Source organism: Paenalcaligenes sp. DL 463, from assembly GCF_057475185.1.
The window spans coordinates 1,078,018-1,096,985 of the sequence record NZ_JBYBKX010000001.1 but is presented as its reverse complement, the minus strand read 5'-3'; the positions used below and the strand labels follow the sequence as shown (position 1 = coordinate 1,096,985).

Genomic DNA, 18,968 nt, shown 5'->3' with positions numbered 1-18,968 from the left:
TTATCTACCTATTATTTTGTAGTCGTACCACGACTGAAGCGCTAGCAACGGTAGGTACCCAATTTGCCGAATCCGAAAACGTTCTACCCACATGCCTAAGTAAATCGGTTAAAAACCACCCTTCTATTTCTACGTCTACAGATACCCTGACGCAGTGCTGAACAGCCACCGCATCGGCGGGAAACCAATCGCAGTCTAAGGATTCAATAGCGGTGCGATGGCATAACGATTGGGCCGCATCGCAATTGTCTTTAAAAGCGTGTAGCCAGCCGTCGTCACTCAGTCGTTCACGTATGAGGGTTTTATAGGAATCCGTACCGGTACTGAAGGCGGTTTGATTGTCTGGGTCCAAGGCCACGCGCTGCACGCTAACCATACGCGCCACATCGCCCACTGTATGATTCACGCGTTGCTGCAACAAAAAATAGCTGGCGTAAGACACGATGGCACACAGCAGCAACAGCACCGGAATTAAGATCAGCACAAACTCTAAAGCCGCCGCGCCTTGTTGCTGTGGGTGTAAATCGCTGCCTTTGGCATGAAGTCCCTTCACATTACGATGGTTCATGGCCGCCCCACCCTGGCCGTGATCTGTGTATCGACACTGGCGGTGGCAATAAGCTCATCAGGAAACAACACACCACCAAAAGTCTTGGGGCCTAGCCACGGCACAATGGGGTGATTCGCGTAGTCATAACGAAAGATGACTAGGCTTTCGAACTCGCCCAGACTGGGGTCATCTTCCTGCCTGACGATGGTTGTACTAAGTGCCGATGCGCCACCTAAACTTCTTAACCAATCAGCCGCCGTGGCTTGGGAGCTTTCGTCGCCGCTACCGAATAGCAGCGACTCACGGGCCATGGTTTCAGCGGCGTAATTCATGCTTTGTTGTGCCGCGAAGATCAAGCCGTAGGCAATGGCCATGTATAAAATGAAGAACAATAAGGGGAACACCAAGGCGAATTCAAGCGCCGACACACCGCGTTGAGCGTGTCGTAAGCGCTGTAGCCTCTGTTTGCTATCTACTGAGCAAGGTTCCATTGCATCCACCCTATTGCTGATAACGCGAGCCATCCCCCATAGGGTACGGATGCAGGCAAGCGAGCAATCATAAATCCGAAGGTGGTTTGAATACGCTGCAAGGTAAAAAGCACCAATGCATGCACACCCGTTGCTACCGTGCCCAGCAATACGATGGGTAGCAAGGCCTTCAAACCAAAACAAAAACCCAACACGGCAAGCAGCTTCACATCGCCGCCGCCAAATAGCTTGAAGCGCCACAACACGAACGAGACGATAAAAGCCAGCGCAAACGCCAAACTGCCATCAATGAAACTGCTGTACGAATAAGGTTGGGCCCAGCCCACGGCTGACAGCACATGGGCTAGGGCCACCACGACCATCATCAACACCATCGCTGTATTATGTATTTTGCGACCTAAAAAATCGCTAGCGGCGCAAAAGAGTAGAGCGAGGGTGAGGAAGAGGGTCATGGCACAGCCTTAAAACACAATCAGAAGCCCAATCCATAAATTGCATTTGTCGTTGTTGCTAACTATCACAACAACGAAAAATGGGTATTAATGACCTCTAGGGTGTTTAACCAGCTTAATCTTCACCTGCACCCGCAGCAGCCGTATCCAGCTCCTCGCCGATTGAACTAAATAAACCCTCGATTTGCCCACCGAGCAGTCCCAAGGCACCGATAAGAACAACCGCAATCAGCCCCGCGATCAGCGCGTATTCAATCGCCGTCGCGCCGTCTTCGTCACGCCAAAGTTGAAGTAGTTGCTGTTTCATAAAAACCCCTCCAAATAAACATAAAAGCGCAATCACAACGTGACAATGCGCGGATACTTAAGCCTTACAGACTTAATGTTTCGGATTCAAACAACACACTAAACTTTAAGTGTTTTCTTCTTTACAGCTTTCGGTATTAAACAAAAACCGCTGAATTATTTACTTTCAAAACCACTACTTTTGAGACTTAATTATTGATTTTATTCTAGCACCTAATTTCTTTTATGCTTTAAATGTATGCAATGATAAATATACATCTGAAAAGCGTCATAAAATTTTTTACAATTCCGTTTCTTTTGCGATACTTAGGTGTTGTTAACACAGCTCTATAAATTTTTTTGTGTCAGGCATCAATTTTTTACGGTGAATTATCAACTACCTAGCGGACAATCCGGTACGTTTGTTGATGTTTGTTGCAATTTATAGACACAATAGAAAAAGCGAACATCACTGCAATTTATGAGATTTTAAGCGATAATTCAAGCATTTAGCAGTGCTTAATTAAGGGACAACACCTAGGAAAAACTTGCCATTTGAAACAAAATATTAAAAAAGAAACCAAAGAGCACGTTGCATTTAGACAACTTATGGCTAAAGAAGTCAGTTTGTGTTCTGATTTATAGCTGTTAGCAGTACAAAGAAGCACATCAACAATTCAAACACCCTCTTTTTACAGCTGCATTCCTATGCATCCGTAATTCCTCTTTCACTTGAGCGGCAGCCCTTTCAACGCTGCCATCACCTATTAAGAGCCATGCTTAGTTACGCACCCCTACCCAACCACAGACTTCTAAAAACTTGCCTTGCGGTAGCGGGTTTAAGCTGCTCGGTAGCTTACGCTGATGCCCCACTGCGAGGGAATCCGATGGATGCCTTGCCCCGTAGCGCCACCGAAACGCCGGCCCCGGTGGCACCAGCGCCGGCCATGCAATTACCCCAAGCGCCCAATGCTGCGCAAGACGCTATATTGCAACGCTTACAGCAGGTGGTGGTGCCCCAACATTTTGATGTCAGTGGCAGCCATTCGATTCCGTTTGAAGAGATCGTGGCGATTATCGAGCCTTTAGCTCAGCAACAACTCACCATTGCTGAACTCGTTAATCAAACCAATCGCATCACGATGCTCTATCAAGAGCAAGGCTTTCCGTTATCGTTTGCGATTTTGCCTGAACAAGATTTTGCAAATGGCTTGGTTAAAATTACTGTGATTGAAGGGCATGTTCGATCACTACGCATAGAGGGTGACCCCGGGCGCACCTCGGCACGCATCCATCGTTTAAGTGAAAAACTGCTAAGCGAGCGCCCGCTTACCCGAAAAACACTAGAACGCACCTTAAATTTATTGCGTACCATTCCGGGCCTGCAGTTAACGCCTTCATTAGACATGCCACGCACTACCGATGGTGGCACCGAACTGGTCTTAAACGTTCAGCATTCAACACTGGGCGGTGGCGTTAGCATTTCTGATTTGGGCACAGGCCGCCAAGCCATCGCCGAACTTGCCATAAAAAGCGCCACGCCGCTGGGCGAAGAGCTTCGTATCAGCGCCGCCATCCCCACCGAAAGTGACGACGTACGTTACTTCGCCGGAAAACTATCCGTCCCCCTAACCGGAAACGGCTTAAGTCTGGACATTGATGGCTATCATTACCGCTCTACCCCACACGACTCGTTATTAACCCAGCTAGGCTGGGACCGTCGCGTGACCAACGAGCGCGTAAACGTGGGCCTAAGCTATCCACTGATTGCCGAAAATCAGCGCAGCCTAAAAGCCAGCGCGTCCATTGGCGCTTCACGCTCGATTGACGAATATCATAACCGCCTGAATGCTGGCTATCTGGTGCAAGTCACCGACTTACGAGTACTAAGCGGCGAACTGGACTATCGCGGTGCCAGCAGCAAGCAATCGCACAGCGCTCAGTTAGCCGTGCACAAAGGGCTAGACAGTTTGGGGGCTAAACAACGTCTGGATTCGGCCTTTGATCCAAACGCTCGATTAAATACGCGACTTGATTTCTGGCGCACCACCTTAACCGCACGCCAAAACATCAATTTAAGCGACAAAGTCGGATTAAGCCTACACGCCAGCGGCCAATACAGCCCGCACATACTGCCCAGCACCGAACAGGTTTCGTACGGGGCATGGCGTCATGGTTTTGGTTACCCCGCGGGTGAAGCCGCCGGCGATAAAGGGATAGGCTTAACGGCAGAGCTGAACACGCGCTTTAGCTTGAGCAATGCCGTCATCAATCACATACAGCCTTACGCCGCCATCGACTGGGCCCGCTCTTGGTATAACGACAGCAACTTGCGCGCCTATAATGACCGTAAACTCAGTTCGGCCGCATTGGGTTTGCGCATTGGCAACCCAAAACACTTTATTTTTGACATCAACGTGGCCAAGCCGATTGGCGACCTGCCCTTAAACACCACAAAGCGCAAATATCGTGTTAACGCGAATGTCCTGTTTTCGTATCAGTAAGATACAGCTTTAACAGCGTAATGCTTCCCAAGTAAGGCGGCCCATTGCCGCTTTACGCGTTCTCGCCCTCACTGCTAAACCGTCATAACGCTTGCCGTAACGCCAGAACCCTACGCAACGGCGTCACCCCCTCTTTGCCCAATCTTCTTTGAACGTTACGTAACAGTGTTACGAAAAACCCCAGAAATATCGTTTAAAAACGATATCTTTGAATAAAAAGCTATTCAACCCATTTCGAAAACAACAATTAAATAACAATAAGCAGTTGATTATTAACAATAAAAATAGACAACTGAAAAACTGGCATGCTTTTTGCTTTAGTGATATCAACAATTGGTATTCACTACAGGAGCATTCCAAATGGAACCCATTTCTACTACAAAAAACGGCACGTTACTACGCAAGACCTTATTGGCAACTGTACTGCTTAGCGCATTTGCCTTAGCGGGTTGCTCTGGCACACTGAAGTATGGCGACGCCAACATCACCCCCCCAACAGAACAGCCTGGAAATGGCGGAAATAACGGTGGCGGTGATAATGGTGGTGGCAACAACGGTGGCGGTGACAACGGCGGTGGTGACAACGGTGGTGGCGACAACGGTGGTGGCGATAACGGCGGTGGTGACAACGGTGGTGGCGATAACGGTGGTGGCGATAACGGTGGTGGCGATAACGGCGGCGGCGATAACGGCGGCGGCGATAACGGCGGCGGCGATAACGGCGGCGGCGATAACGGCGGCGGCGATAACGGCGGCGGCGACAACGGCGGTGGTGACAACGGTGGCGGCGATAACGGCGGTGGTGACAACGGTGGTGGTGACAACGGCGGTGGTGACAACGGTGGTGGCGATAACGGCGGCGGCGATGGAACCACCTCTGGACTATTAAACCCCGCTCTGAAAAACACAGGCGCTGCGGTGGATAACGTCATTGACCTCAAACTTGCGCAAACCGGCGAGCAGTTAGGCGACATGCTAGATGCGCAATTGGCTCCGGTTACAGATACCGTTACCAACCTTACGCAAAGTCTGGGTCAGGCCACTGGTCTGGGTGAACCCGTGGATGGCCTGTTGAACGAAGTGGGCAACACCTTAGTGGGCCTCAGCTCAAACCTTAGCGAAAGCGGCCTACCATTAAACCTAGGTGAAGGCGTGGGCGGCTTAGTGGGCGGAATTGGTAACGCACTGGGAAGTGCCGGTGGCTTACTAAATCCAAACGGTAATCCAAACGCACTCGGTGACACCTTGGGCCACGTAACGCAAGGGGTCGCGCATCTGACTGGCGCTCTGCTTGCCGAGGGCAGCTTACTTTCGCCCGTGACAGGACAACTTGGACTCGGTTCTTTACTTGAAGGTGAGCAAGCTCCAGTGCTGCAACCTGCCTTAGGCAACGTAGGGCAAACGGTGGATAACCTTGCCGGACTGGGTCTAAGCGAACCACTGGGTCAAGTCGGTGCCACCTTAGACCAAGTTGTCTCCCCCATTACAGGAACAGTTAGCAACGTCACCCAACAAGTGGGCGATGGATTGGGCGTGGGTGAACCCATCAACGCCTTGCTTGGCGGCTTAGGCTCAGCCTTGCAACAAGCTGGCACACAAGTTTCTGACGCCACACCCCTAGGTTTAGGCGGCACGATTGCTCACTTAGGCCAAGCAGTAACAAGCGCTGGCGGTCTGGTCCACGGCGATGCGGCGAACCCAGTGGGCGCGGTATTGGATAATGCCACACTAGCCGTCGCTAGCCTTACCGACGGGATTGGTATCACCGGCGGTGAAGGCGGCCTATTGGGTGGCTTAACCGGTGGCTTGGGTGGTGGCGATGCCGCCCAAGGCGGTCTACTTGCCCCCGTCACTAACCTCGTTGGTGGTCTAACCGGAGGTCTAGGTGGTGGCGATGCCGCACAAGGCGGTCTACTTGCCCCCGTCACTAACCTTGTCGGCGGCTTAACTGGTGGTCTTGGTAGTGGTGATGCCGCACAAGGCGGTTTACTCGCCCCTGTGACTAACCTTGTTGGTGGTTTAACTGGCGGCCTAGGTGGCGGCGATGCAGCGCAAGGTGGTCTACTTGCCCCCGTCACTAACCTTGTCGGCGGCTTAACTGGTGGTCTTGGTGGTGGTGATGCCGCACAAGGCGGTCTGCTTGCCCCAGTAACTAACCTTGTCGGCGGTTTAACTGGTGGTCTTGGTGGTGGCGATGCCGCACAAGGCGGTCTGCTTGCACCCGTCACTAACCTTGTTGGTGGCTTAACTGGCGGACTGGGTGGAGCAGCAGCCCCAGCAGAACCCGGTACTGGCAACAACGGCAACCAAGGTGGCTTATTAGCACCCGTTACTGGACTAGTGGGAGGCCTGCTGGGTGGTGGACGCTAAGAAAACCCATCGTTAAGCAAACCTCACACTCATAAAGCAAGGCCACGATTCAGCAAGATCGTGGCCTTTGCTTTGAGCTTTGTTACGTAACACGATGAAAAAAAGTAACAAGAAACCACTCCCCAAGCCCTTAACGCTCACGCACCCTTTCAAACAACAGCAATAAAAACAATCAGTTAAGCACAAACCCAAGGGGTAAAACAAAACTGGCACGGTAATTGCTTAATAGATATTAATACTGTAATGCCTTGTTTTTTGATCCGCAGCCACACATGTTGTAAAAACATATCGCGGCTTACAAGACCCACACGGAGAACATCAACCATGCTTAATACACCCGAATGGAATGTAAGCTCCTCCGCAGCCTACCCCACAATTAATACGCCTAATTTCAACGTGCAATCTGAGGTGCTGTCTCGGCAACTGGTGAACGACGTGGCTGCAATGCTGGTCAGACAGCTTTCCGTCTACACCGAAGCGAACAAAGCCAGAATGGCCGAACAAGCTGGGCTACCGCTTAGCGATTACAAAGCACTGGAGTACATTGTTGAACTTGAGCCGTTGGCCACGGGTCAGCTCGCCCAACTTATGCATCTCAGCGCCAGTGGCGTAAGCGCGTTAATCAGCCGATTGGAAAAGTCAGGCTTTATTAAACGCGGAAACCACCCTCTGGACAGACGGGTCGTGGCGCTGCTGCCCATTAAAGAGCAGTGTGAGCACATCATTTCTAAAAGACAGGACACGATTCAAAATGCGCTAGAATTTGCTGCGCAAGAGAACCCCAATCAAGTCTTAGCCATGTACGACTTCTTACTTGATAGCATTGGTGGCCTTAAGCAGGGCACGCAGAAATGGCTAGATAGCAAACACGGCGTCGGCGCCTAAGCCAAACGACACCGTTAACGCCCTGAATGCCCTTCTAGGCTAAAAAACGAACTTGACCCTACCGGAGATCGCTGATGAAGCTCATTCGGTAGGGTTCTTTTTTTTGAAAAAACTCTTCCAGCATAGTCGCAGCCACCGCTACCGCCCCTAAACTGGATAATTACGCCAGTTTCGCTGCTAAGAAAGCCGCTAAAGCAGCATTATCTTTTTTTCATGGCTTAACTGATACGGTCTTTAGCCTTCTTTCTATGCTCATCCCGATCCGTCATCGCTTAAAAGCGGACTATTTCTCTACTTTGTTACGTAACGCTGTTACGAAAAGCCCATAAAAACCCCTGAATTCACTCTTAATACGAAGTAACGGAACGAGAAAAAACACCGAAACCGTTATCAAAAACACCTAACCTTCTGTTTTAAAACAATAAAATAAAAATAAACAAAAACTGGCACGGATATTGCTTTAGTGAGATTAAGACAACAAATTCACTACAGGAGCATCCCAAATGAAACCCTTTTCTACAACACAGAGCACACGACTACGCAAACGTGTATTAGCCACCGTTTTATTAAGCGCCTTTGCCTTAGCGGGCTGCTCCGGCTCTCTCAAGTACAGTGACAATCCCACCCCACCCCCTTCACCCTCTTTACCCGATAACGGAAATGGTGGAAATGGCGGGAACGGGGGCAATGGTGGTAACGGTGGAAATGGAAACGGCGGTGACAACGGCAATGGCGGCGGCACCCAATCCAGTTTATTAAACCCAGCACTGAAAAACACAGGCGCTGCGGTGGATAACGTCATTGACCTTAATCTTGAGCAAACTGGCGAGCAACTGGCTAACGCATTGGACACGCATTTAGCACCCGTTACGGACACGGTTACTGACCTGACGCAAAGCGTTGGCCAGACTACCGGCCTAGGTGAGCCTGTAGATGGCTTACTTAACGAAGTCGGTGGCACGCTAACCGGACTTAGCGGTGACCTAAGCGATAGCGGCTTGCCATTGAACCTAGGCGCTGGTGTCGGTGGTTTAGTGGGTGAACTTGGCAACGCTGTGGGAAGTGCAGGCGGCTTACTGAACCCCAATGGCACGCAGAACCCACTAGGCGCTACCCTAGGACACGTGACACAAGGGGTGGCAAACCTGACCGGCTCACTTCTTGCCGAGGGCAGTTTACTCTCACCCCTGACCGGCCAATTAGGCTTAACAAGCTTAGTCGATGGCGAGCAGACTCCCGTTCTTGAACCCACATTAGGCAACCTCGGCCAAGCCGTCGACAACTTGGCTGGACTGGGGCTGAACGAACCCTTATCAGCCGTCGGCGCGGCACTCGATAATACGCTTTCCCCCATTACCGGAACCGTCAGCAATGTCACCCAACAAGTGGGCGATGGTCTGGGTGTGGGTGAACCCATTAATGCGTTACTGGGTGGTTTGGGCTCAGCAATACAACAAGCCGGTACACAAGTTTCTGGTGCCACACCTCTAGGCCTGGGCGGTACGGTGGCTCACTTGGGTCAAGCGGTCACGAGCGCCGGTGGACTTGTGAACGGTAATGCAGCAAACCCTGTAGGTGCTGTGCTGGATAACGCCACCTTAGCAGTGGCTAGCCTCACCGACGGCCTCGGTATCACCGGCGGCGAAGGCGCCCTATTGGGCGGCTTAACCGGTGGCTTGGGTGGCGGTGATGCAGCGCAAGGTGGTCTACTTGCACCTGTGACTAACCTCGTCGGTGGCTTAACCGGTGGATTAGGTGGTGGTGATGCCGCACAAGGTGGTTTACTTGCCCCCGTCACTAACCTCGTTGGTGGTCTAACCGGCGGCCTGGGTGGTGGTGATGCCGCACAAGGCGGTCTACTTGCACCTGTGACTAACCTCGTCGGTGGCTTAACCGGTGGATTAGGTGGCGGTGATGCCGCACAAGGTGGTCTACTCGCACCTGTGACTAATCTCGTTGGTGGTCTAACCGGTGGCCTAGGTGGCGGTGATGCCGCACAAGGCGGTTTACTTGCACCCGTGACTAACCTCGTCGGTGGCTTAACTGGCGGTCTAGGTGGTGGAGCCCCAGCAGAATCTGGCACAGGCTCTACTGGCAACCAAAGCGGCCTATTAGCGCCGGTTACCGGACTGGTTGGAGGCTTGCTTGGTGGCGGGCGTTAAGCATTAACCCACTGTGGCGCTAACACCGTCTTATCGTTAGCGCCAAGCGGACTGGCTTGACCTCCACACCATCGTAGTAAGCCAACGCCATGTCCGCACCCCATTGCAGGAGACCATAACCCGTGCTTTCGCATCAGTTAGTCGACGATGTTGCTGTCATGCTCGTCAGACAGCTTGCCCTTTATATTGAGGCGCATAAAGCCCAAAAGGCCGAACAGGCTGGCCTAGCATTAAACGATTACAAAGCCTTGGAATACATCGTAGAGTTTGAAAAACTCGCCACGGGCGAGCTAGCGCAACTGTTGAACTTAAGTGCAAGCGGCGTCAGCGCGTTAATCAAACGCTTAGAGCAACGCGGCTTCATCAAACGAGATAGGCACCCTTCTGATCGACGCATTGTCGCCATCATGCCTGTGCTGGAAAAGTGTGAAAAGCTGATTTCCTCCCCTCAAGATGACATACTAAGAGCCCTAGAACTTGCCGCTCAACAAAGCCCCAACCGCATTCTTGCCATGCATGATTTTCTACTTGAGGCGACGAGTCAAATCAAAAAAGACACAAAGTTGTGGATACAGGCCGATTAAACTACCCGCACGACACCGATGGCTACCATCAACACGCCTGCCATGATTAACGGCGGACCAAAGGGAACTGCCCCATGTCGCGTGCCAGAAAACGCCGCAAAAAGCAGCGCTAACAACGCCGCGATGCCGATAAACGGCAAAAAATAATCAACGTCAAACCACAACTGCAGAACGGCGATTAACTTACTGTCACCTGCCCCCATGGCCAGTTTTTGGCTAACACGCTCGTAAACCCAACACAGCAAACGCAGGGCCAAGTACACAGCGATAGCCAAAGAACCCCTTGTGCCCAGCGCTTCGGCATCGACGGCATACACCAGCCCTAACAGCAAAACGCCCATGAGCAAGGCATCAGGTAATAGCAACGTTTGTTGATCGATACGACACAGTGCCAACAAAAGTGGCATCAGTAACACCAAAAGCACTACCGACACGAGCGAAGACTGCCACAACACAGCCAGCGCCAACAATAGACCCACATAGAGCGACACAAACACAGAAGCGAACGATCTCGGGCTCGTTATCTCAACGCCACCGCTTAAGCGCAAGCAGGCCATCGCCGTCGCCCAATTCGGAAGCTCCCCATCGTTGATTGCCTGCGCATAGGCGTGCGCATAACGCAAGCCCGCCCAGCCTCCTGCCGTTAGTAACAGCGCTATTAGTGCGCCATAAAGAACCGTTAGGATCATCGCTTTCTTGTTTCATGATAAGAGGGACACAGCCACAGCCCTTAGTTTATGATAGGTGCAATCAACCATAGGAGCCCACATCCATGCCAACTGCTCGTCTCTCACGTATTACCTTTGGCTTAAGCATGATTTTCGCAGCCTTTGCTTTCACGCCAAATCTGGCCTACGCCTTACCCGAGGGCATTAGCGAAGGAGCGACAGTAGAAGGCGTCACTGAATATACACTTGATAACGGCTTACGTGTTTTACTCGCTGCTGACCCCTCTCGACCCAACACCACTGTCAACATGACCTATTTAGTGGGTGCAAGGCACGAGAACTACGGTGAAACGGGCATGGCTCACTTGTTAGAGCATATGCTATTTCGAGGCACCCCCTCGTTGCCCAACGCCCTTGGCGAGTTTTCGAAACGTGGGCTGGCTGCCAATGGCACCACCTCAGCTGACCGAACCAATTACTACGCTAGCTTCGCGGCTAACCCCGAAACCCTGAATTGGTATATAGCGTGGCAAGCTGACGCGATGGTTAATGCCACCATTTCTAAAGACGATCTCGACGCCGAAATGACGGTGGTTCGTAACGAAATGGAACGCGGCGAAAACAGCCCTTTTCGTGTGTTGATGCAAAAAATGCAAGCCTCAGCCTATCAGTGGCATAACTATGGCAAAAGCACAATTGGTGCACGTTCGGATGTAGAGAATGTCGACATCTCTCAACTTCAGGCCTTTTATCGGGAGTACTACCAACCGGATAACGCGGTACTGATTATTAGTGGGCAGTTTGATGTCGATGCCACCCTAGAACAAATCGCCGCAAGTTTTAATCCGTTAACGAAACCGTCTCGCACGCTTCGCCCCGAATACACCCAAGAGCCTGTACAAGACGGTACACGCACCGTCGCCCTACGTCGCCAAGGTGGTTCGCCCATTGTGGCGGCGCAGTACCATATTCCGGCCGAAGCGCACCCCGATTACACTGCCGTCAGCATTGGGGCAAGCATACTGGGTGACACACCATCAGGACGCCTGTATCAATCCCTAGTAGAAAACAAACTTGCCACGAGTGTCTTCGGTTTTGCAGCAGGTCAACATGATCCTAGCTATGCGTTTTTTGGTGCTGAACTTGAAAACAGCATGGACCAACAACAGGCCCTTGACGCCTTAAATCAAGCTCTGGAAACCCTAGCAGACCACCCCTTCACCGAAGAAGAGGTGAATCGCATACGCAGTAAGTGGCTAAACAGTTGGTCACGCGCATACGCTGACCCTTCTCAGTTGGCGGCAGCCTTATCCGAAAGCGTGTCCAGCGGCGACTGGAGACTGTTTTTCTTGGCACGTGATCAGGTAGAGGCCATTACGGTGCAAGAGGTTCAAGAGGCCACCACGCGCTGGCTCGTGGCGGATAACCGCACCAACGGCCTTTATATTCCTACCGAAACCCCTTTGCGCGCCCCGGCCTACGAACCCACCGATTTATCAGCTCGACTTGAAGGTTACGAAGGCAAAGCCTCTGCTATCGCTGCGGAAAGCTTCACCCCCACACCTGAAAACATCGACGAGCACACACAGCGCGAGTCCTTAGAATTGCCGAACAATCTGGGTGATGTCAAACTGGCTCTGCTACCCAAAGCCACCCGCGGAGATCGCGTGGAAGCTGTGTTGAATATACGCTTCGGCGACCCTGAAAGCCTAAAGGGTAGCCGCGCTATCGGTTCGGCTACCGCCAGCTTACTGAATTACGGCACTGACCAGTTAGCGCGACAAGACATTGCTGATGCCTTTACCAAACTTCAAGCCAATGTCAGTTTTAGTGGAAGCAGCAGCGGCGTCAACGTCGGCATTTCGACATTGCGCGATAACCTCGCCCCTGCACTTGAACTTGCTCTGGAAGTACTGCGCAACGCCAACTTCCCCGAAGCGGAACTTGAAAAATATAAAGCCCGTGTTCTGACCTCGTATGCCAATGCCAAAAACGAACCCACCGAGCTGGCCGCTTTAGCCCTTGCGCGTCACGACAACCCATGGGGCAAAGACGACATTCGCTACACGCCTAGCTTTGAAGAAGCCATTGCCGAAACCGAAGCCTTAACGCGACCCGACGTCATCGCCTTCCATGATCGCTTTTACGGCACCGGCAATATCCGTTTTAGTGCGGCCGGCAGCGTCGACACCGAGGCCATTAAACAGGCTTTACTTAACGGTTTAGGACAGTGGAAACAAGCACCTCATTACGAACGTGCGGCCCATCCTTATCATGAATTAGCACCTGAAAATTTCATGATCGACACGCCTGATAAAGCGAATGCTTTCTATCTGGCCAAACAAAACATTAAGCTACAAGACAGCGCCGATGACTTTGCTGCGCTCTATTTAGCTAACTACATGTTGAGCCAATCTGAAACCTCGCGCTTATGGAATCGGGTGCGTGTGCAAGAAGGCTTATCCTACGATGTACGAAGCGTGTTAAACGTGTCGTCCTACGAGCCAAGCTCGACGTGGACACTCTACGCCATTCATGCCCCTGAAAACTCAGAGCGAGTTAACAACACCATCCGAGAAGAAGTCGATAAGGTGTTAAGCGACGGTTTCAGTGAGGACGAAGTGCGCGAGGCAGTCGAGGCGATTTTAAAATACCGTCAGTTAGCACGTAGCCGAGACGATGTCTTAGCAACAACGTGGGCAAGGTACCTAGATTTAGACCGCAGTTTTGCGTGGTCCCAACAAATTGACGACGCCTTAAAAGCCTTAGATGCCGCCACGGTAAATCGCGTTGTGCGCCAATACCTAGACGCCGATGCCTTTAGCATTGCCATTGCTGCCGATCAAAGCAAACAGGAAACGGCTGCAACACAAGCGTCAGAATAAAGCACTACGTTTTCTTTCGTAAAAAAAGCCCAACCTGAAATAGGTTGGGCTTTTTTTATGTAGCTTAAGCGAAGCGTTTATAAGCGAGTTTTAGGAGAAAAAGTTTTTCACCTTATCGGTCCATGATTCGCTTTTAGGGGAGTGCTTATCGCCACCGGTTTTTAATGCGTCTTCGAACTGCCTAAGAATTTGCTTCTGATCTTCAGATAAGCGCACGGGCGTTTCAACCTGAATATGACAGTACAAGTCGCCCGGATAGCTAGAACGAACGCCGCGAATTCCCTTGCCGCGTAACCTAAAGGTTTTACCCGCTTGCGTGCCCTCAGGGATGGTAATCTCACCGCGACCCGTTAACGTAGGCACTTCAATATCACCACCCAACGCTGCCGTTGTGAACGGAATCGTTAAGCTGCAGTGCAAATCATCACCATCGCGCTCGAAAATACCGTGCTGCTTGAGGTGAATTTCCACATACAAATCCCCCGGAGGGCCACCGTTAACACCCGGCTCACCATTGCCGGATAAACGGATACGCATACCGTCGTCAATACCAGCGGGAATTTTCACCTCTAAGGTTTTATCGATGCGCTTACGCCCCACCCCATGGCACGAGGCGCAAGGATCTTTGATCTCTTTACCGGTACCGTGACAGGTTGGGCAAGTTTGCTGTACGCTGAAAAAGCCCTGCTGCATTCGAACAGCACCCGCGCCATTACATGTGCTACATGTAGTGGGTTGAGTACCCGCTTTTGCTCCCGAGCCATCGCAGACGTCACAGTTCTCCCAACTGGGAACACGAATTTCGGTATCAAAACCTTGTGCGGCTTGCTCTAAACTGATGTCTAAAGAGTATTTTAAGTCAGACCCTCGGTACACCTGAGGCCCGCCACCACCGCGGCGACCGCCCCCGAAGATTTCGCCAAAAATATCGCCTAAGTCGCCAAAGCCACCGCCGAAGCCGCCCCCCATACCACCCATGCCTGCATTGGGATCAACACCGGCATGACCGTATTGGTCGTAAGCTTGACGCTTTTGCTCGTCATAAAGAATCTCGTAAGCTTCTTTAGCTTCTTTAAATTTTGTCTCGGCTTCTTGGCTATCCGGATTTCGATCGGGATGGTATTTCATGGCCATCTTGCGATAAGCCTTCCGGATCTCATCTTTGCTAGCGTTCTTCGCAAGCCCGAGTACTTCGTATAAGTCGCGTTTTGCCATCTTGACTGTAGGAGCTTAAAGCTCTTTTATAGAATAATAATGCCCGGTGCCCACAAAATTTCGTGAGATACCGGGCCCGATACTAAACAGTCACCGCTTACTGATCGCGCTTAACTTCCTTGAAGTCAGCATCAACCACGTTCTCGTCTGTAGGCTGTGACGCATCATTCGCATCACCTTCAGACGCAGCAGCTTGTGCTTGCATATCAGCGTACATTTTTTCGCCTAACTTCTGCGAAGCTGTGCTGAGTGCTTCAACTTTAGCATCGATGGTTTCTTTATCACCGTCTTTCAGACTTTCTTCCAGTTCAGTGATCGCTGTTTCGATTGCTTCTTTCTCGCCATCTTCCAGCTTATCACCATAGTCAGCTAAGGACTTACGTGTCGCGTGAACGAGCGCTTCACCTTGGTTACGAGCCATGGCTAACTCTGCGATGCGATGATCTTCGGCCGCATTCACTTCGGCGTCTTGAACCATACGCTGAACTTCTTCGTCGGTTAGACCGGAGTTGGCTTTAATCGTAACTTTGTTTTCCTTACCTGTGCCTTTGTCTTTAGCCGACACATGCAGGATACCGTTAGCGTCAATATCAAACGTGACTTCAATCTGTGGTGTGCCACGAGTTGCTGGTGGGATACCTTCGAGGTTGAACTCACCCAAGGCTTTGTTACCCGCTGCAATTTCACGCTCGCCTTGGAACACTTTAATGGTCACGGCAGGCTGATTGTCATCAGCGGTTGAAAACACCTGTGCATGACGCGTTGGAATCGTGGTGTTCTTCTGAATCATCTTCGTCATCACACCGCCCAAGGTCTCGATACCTAAAGACAAGGGGGTTACGTCTAGCAGCAAGACGTCAGTGCGATCACCAGACAAAACCGAACCTTGAATCGCGGCACCTGCGGCAACGGCTTCATCAGGGTTCACATCACGACGAGGATCACGACCAAAGAAATCTTTCACCAACTCTTGAACTTTAGGCATACGAGTCATGCCGCCGACCAAGATCACGTCATCAATTTCTGAAACTTTAACACCGGCGTCTTTAATCGCAATACGGCAAGGATCGATAGAGCGTTGAATTAAATCTTCAACTAGCGCTTCAAGCTTGGCGCGAGTGATTTTTAAGTTCAAGTGCTTAGGACCTGACGCATCAGCGGTGATGTAAGGCAGGTTGATTTCAGTTTGCTGTGTAGAGGAAAGCTCAATTTTTGCTTTCTCTGCAGACTCTTTCAAACGCTGCAATGCCAAGACGTCTTTAGAAAGATCGGCACCGCTTTCTTTTTTGAACTCGTCGATGATGTAATCGATGATGCGTTGGTCGAAGTCTTCACCCCCTAAGAAGGTGTCGCCGTTTGTGGACAGCACTTCAAACTGCTTCTCGCCATCAACGTCAGCAATTTCAATAATGGAGATATCGAAGGTACCACCACCCAAGTCATAAACCGCAATTTTGCGATCGCCTTCGGCCGCTTTATCCATACCAAAAGCTAAAGCCGCAGCGGTAGGTTCGTTAATGATGCGTTTAACATCTAAACCTGCAATACGACCGGCGTCTTTGGTGGCTTGGCGCTGGCTGTCGTTAAAGTACGCTGGTACGGTAATAACAGCTTCAGTAACCGGCTCACCCAAGTAGTCTTCCGCTGTTTTCTTCATTTTACGAAGAATATCAGCCGACACCTGTTGTGGTGCAAGGGCTTTACCTTGGGCTTCTACCCAAGCGTCGCCGTTATCCGCCTTAACAATTTTGTAAGGCATTTGTTCAATATCGGTTTGCACTGCTTTTTCAGTGAACTTACGACCGATTAAACGCTTGACCGCATACAGTGTATTTGTAGGGTTGGTTACTGCCTGACGCTTTGCGGGTGCGCCAACGAGGATTTCACCATCGGGCATATAGGCAACGATGGAAGGCGTAGTGCGAGTACCCTCGGCGTTTTCAATAATTTTGACCTGATCACCATCTAGCACAGCAACACAGCTGTTGGTAGTACCAAGGTCAATACCGATGATTTTGCTCATGTTTTTTACCTTGTAAAAAATAGAATGCTTGCTTAGTTAAGCAATAATTGTTTGATAAAGAGTAAGTGGGGCCCGCTTTGCTTATTTCAAGAGTCGAACCGCAAACGGCGCTAAACCCACTAAATTAGCCTGCTGACACCATCACTAAAGCCGGTCGTAGCACGCGGTCTGCAAGCGAATATCCTTTTTGCAAGGTTTGCTCGATCGCGCCTTGTGGATGCTCGGAAGGTACCGACGACATTGCCTGATGGAGGTGAGGGTCAAACTTGTCACCCGGCTGAGGGGCGATTTCTTTAAGCTGATTACGTGCAAAGGCGTTATCAATTTGGCGTAGGGTGGTTTCTACCCCCTCGCGAAACGTTTCTACCGTTTGCTCGCCTTGCGCCAACGCCGCTTCGAGGCTGTCACGAACAGGCAACAGGCTTTCTGCAAACGATTCAGTACCGAATTTTCTGGCCTTGGACACTTCGTCTTCGGCACGGCGGCGGATATTTTCAACCTCTGCTTTAGCACGCAATAACTGATCATAGTATTGGGCAACTTTAGCCTGAGCCTCGACGAGCTCTTCTTCAAGCTGCGCGCTGTCGATGCGCTCGTCAGCAGTTGGCTCATTCACGTTTTCAATCGATTCGGCAGATTCAACGGTCTCGACCTTTGCATTCGGGTCGGACGCGTCATTTGGGGTATTATTTTCATGCTGATCTGTCGATGCAGACATAAGGTTCTCCACGGCTAAAAAACATCAATATATCGAACATGGGGCCAAGCCCCTCGCTTTCAAGTGCGTTGTTCTACTTTTTTATGAATTTTCTTCCAACGTAGCCGGCGCCGACAACCACCCTTGTAAATGCTGACGTGCTATCTGATGCAAGCCTTCGATCCACGCCGGATCATCGTTCAAACATGGAATGTAAGCAAAGTGTTGGCCTCCGTCTTCTAAGAACGCATCCCGACACTCGACTTGGATTTCTTCCAATGTTTCCAAACAATCGGCAATAAACCCAGGACACATCGCATGCACGGATTTCACCCCGTCTTTCGCCCACTGCCTTAACAAAGGCTCGGTATAGGGCTCTAGCCAACGCTCGGCTCCGAAGCGACTTTGAAACGACGCATAGACGGGCACTTGAGTGTCAGACAAGGCTTTACGTAATGCCGACGCCGTCAGCATGCACTCGCGATAATAGGGGTCACCTTGTTCCGCGCAACGCCGAGGCAATCCATGAAAACTTAACAATAAACGCTCGGGCGTGCCGTGCTGTTTCCAATAACGACGCACCGACTGCGCAAGGGGCTGAATGTACGCGGGATCATCAAAGTAATGTTTAACGAAACGCATCTCTGGCTGATTGCGCACTTTCGCCAAATGACGGTTTACGGCATCCACGGCGGTGGCCGTGGTGGACGCTGCGTATTGTGGATACAGCTGCAACACGAGGATCTTCTCGCAGCCTTTCGCTCGCAGCGCATCGATCGCATCAGGAATGCTGGGGTTACCATAGCGCATGGCCAACTCAACATGGATATTCGCCTTGGCCTTTCGCAGCATTTGCTCTAGCCCGACAGCCTGACGTTGGCTGTAAACCAGTAAAGGGGCCCCCTCTTCAAGCCATACCAGTTCATATTTGGGCACCAGCTTTTTGGGACGCAGCGGCAAGACAGCCACATTCAAAATCACCTGCCATAGCACTTGCGGAATCTCAATAACACGAGGATCCGATAAAAACTCGCGCAAATAGCGTCGAATGGCTGGCGCAGTAGGTGCGTCCGGCGTACCCAGATTAATCAACAATACGCCGATAGCCGCATCTGGAGACGCGCTGACCTCGCTATCGAGTAATGTGGGGTCAGTCGCTTCAGGAAGGTATTTAGTCAACAACATAAAATCCATGAC

General features: G+C 51.1%; 15 protein-coding genes. 6 read left to right on the top strand and 9 right to left on the bottom strand.

What is annotated here, in order from left to right:
* Nucleotides 1-4: 4 nt before the first annotated feature.
* The 4 genes from AC2UZI_RS05090 to AC2UZI_RS05075 form a co-directional block, all read right to left on the bottom strand.
* Nucleotides 5-568: a TadE/TadG family type IV pilus assembly protein gene (locus AC2UZI_RS05090; protein ID WP_486942732.1), complete on the bottom strand. Its 564-nt coding sequence runs from the start codon at nucleotides 566-568 to the stop codon at nucleotides 5-7.
* Nucleotides 565-1,041, bottom strand: a complete 477-nt coding sequence (locus AC2UZI_RS05085; RefSeq protein WP_486942731.1) for a TadE/TadG family type IV pilus assembly protein — start codon at nucleotides 1,039-1,041, stop codon at nucleotides 565-567. The genes AC2UZI_RS05090 and AC2UZI_RS05085 overlap by 4 nt, the downstream gene beginning before the upstream one ends.
* Nucleotides 1,023-1,493, bottom strand: coding sequence for a prepilin peptidase (locus AC2UZI_RS05080; RefSeq protein WP_486942730.1), 471 nt, complete (start codon nucleotides 1,491-1,493; stop codon nucleotides 1,023-1,025). The genes AC2UZI_RS05085 and AC2UZI_RS05080 overlap by 19 nt, the downstream gene beginning before the upstream one ends.
* A 115-nt stretch (nucleotides 1,494-1,608) precedes the next feature.
* On the bottom strand, nucleotides 1,609-1,800 hold the full coding sequence (locus tag AC2UZI_RS05075) for a Flp family type IVb pilin (RefSeq protein ID WP_486942729.1): 192 nt from the start codon (nucleotides 1,798-1,800) through the stop codon (nucleotides 1,609-1,611).
* An 865-nt stretch (nucleotides 1,801-2,665) separates the two neighbouring features.
* On the opposite strand from AC2UZI_RS05075, the gene AC2UZI_RS05070 reads away from it, so the two are divergent.
* The 5 genes from AC2UZI_RS05070 (at nucleotide 2,666) to AC2UZI_RS05050 (ending at nucleotide 10,283) form a co-directional block, all read left to right on the top strand.
* Nucleotides 2,666-4,282: a ShlB/FhaC/HecB family hemolysin secretion/activation protein gene (locus AC2UZI_RS05070; RefSeq protein WP_486942728.1), complete on the top strand. Its 1,617-nt coding sequence runs from the start codon at nucleotides 2,666-2,668 to the stop codon at nucleotides 4,280-4,282.
* Between the two features lie 360 nt (nucleotides 4,283-4,642).
* Nucleotides 4,643-6,652 carry a collagen-like triple helix repeat-containing protein gene (locus tag AC2UZI_RS05065; RefSeq protein ID WP_486942727.1) on the top strand — a complete coding sequence of 670 codons (2,010 nt, stop codon included), beginning with the start codon at nucleotides 4,643-4,645 and terminating at the stop codon, nucleotides 6,650-6,652.
* 324 nt (nucleotides 6,653-6,976) lie between these two features.
* Entirely contained in the window at nucleotides 6,977-7,537 is a 561-nt protein-coding gene (locus tag AC2UZI_RS05060) for a MarR family winged helix-turn-helix transcriptional regulator (RefSeq protein WP_486942726.1), read from the top strand.
* 503 nt (nucleotides 7,538-8,040) lie between these two features.
* The gene (locus AC2UZI_RS05055) at nucleotides 8,041-9,699 is read left to right on the top strand and encodes a collagen-like triple helix repeat-containing protein (protein WP_486942725.1); all 1,659 of its coding nucleotides are present in this window, start codon (nucleotides 8,041-8,043) and stop codon (nucleotides 9,697-9,699) included.
* Between the two features lie 122 nt (nucleotides 9,700-9,821).
* On the top strand, nucleotides 9,822-10,283 hold the full coding sequence (locus AC2UZI_RS05050; protein ID WP_486942724.1) for a MarR family winged helix-turn-helix transcriptional regulator: 462 nt from the start codon (nucleotides 9,822-9,824) through the stop codon (nucleotides 10,281-10,283).
* Here the strand turns inward: AC2UZI_RS05050 and AC2UZI_RS05045 are convergent.
* Complete coding sequence (locus tag AC2UZI_RS05045; protein WP_486942723.1) at nucleotides 10,280-10,972, bottom strand: prepilin peptidase; 693 nt, start codon at nucleotides 10,970-10,972, stop codon at nucleotides 10,280-10,282. The two genes, AC2UZI_RS05050 and AC2UZI_RS05045, sit on opposite strands and share 4 nt — an antisense overlap.
* A gap of 83 nt (nucleotides 10,973-11,055) precedes the next feature.
* On the opposite strand from AC2UZI_RS05045, the gene AC2UZI_RS05040 reads away from it, so the two are divergent.
* Nucleotides 11,056-13,836 (top strand): M16 family metallopeptidase, encoded by a 2,781-nt coding sequence (locus AC2UZI_RS05040; protein WP_486942722.1) that lies wholly within the window; start codon nucleotides 11,056-11,058, stop codon nucleotides 13,834-13,836.
* Between the two features lie 90 nt (nucleotides 13,837-13,926).
* Here the strand turns inward: AC2UZI_RS05040 and dnaJ are convergent, their stop codons facing one another.
* From dnaJ to hemH, 4 genes are all read right to left on the bottom strand, one after another.
* Complete coding sequence (gene dnaJ, locus AC2UZI_RS05035) at nucleotides 13,927-15,051, bottom strand: molecular chaperone DnaJ (RefSeq protein ID WP_486942721.1); 1,125 nt, start codon at nucleotides 15,049-15,051, stop codon at nucleotides 13,927-13,929.
* A gap of 97 nt (nucleotides 15,052-15,148) precedes the next feature.
* On the bottom strand, nucleotides 15,149-17,074 hold the full coding sequence (gene dnaK, locus AC2UZI_RS05030; protein WP_486942720.1) for a molecular chaperone DnaK: 1,926 nt from the start codon (nucleotides 17,072-17,074) through the stop codon (nucleotides 15,149-15,151).
* 124 nt (nucleotides 17,075-17,198) lie between these two features.
* Complete coding sequence (gene grpE / locus AC2UZI_RS05025; protein WP_486942719.1) at nucleotides 17,199-17,792, bottom strand: nucleotide exchange factor GrpE; 594 nt, start codon at nucleotides 17,790-17,792, stop codon at nucleotides 17,199-17,201.
* An 81-nt stretch (nucleotides 17,793-17,873) separates the two neighbouring features.
* A complete protein-coding gene (gene hemH / locus AC2UZI_RS05020; RefSeq protein ID WP_486942718.1) occupies nucleotides 17,874-18,965 on the bottom strand; it encodes a ferrochelatase in 1,092 nt (363 codons plus the stop codon).
* Nucleotides 18,966-18,968 lie beyond the last annotated feature (3 nt).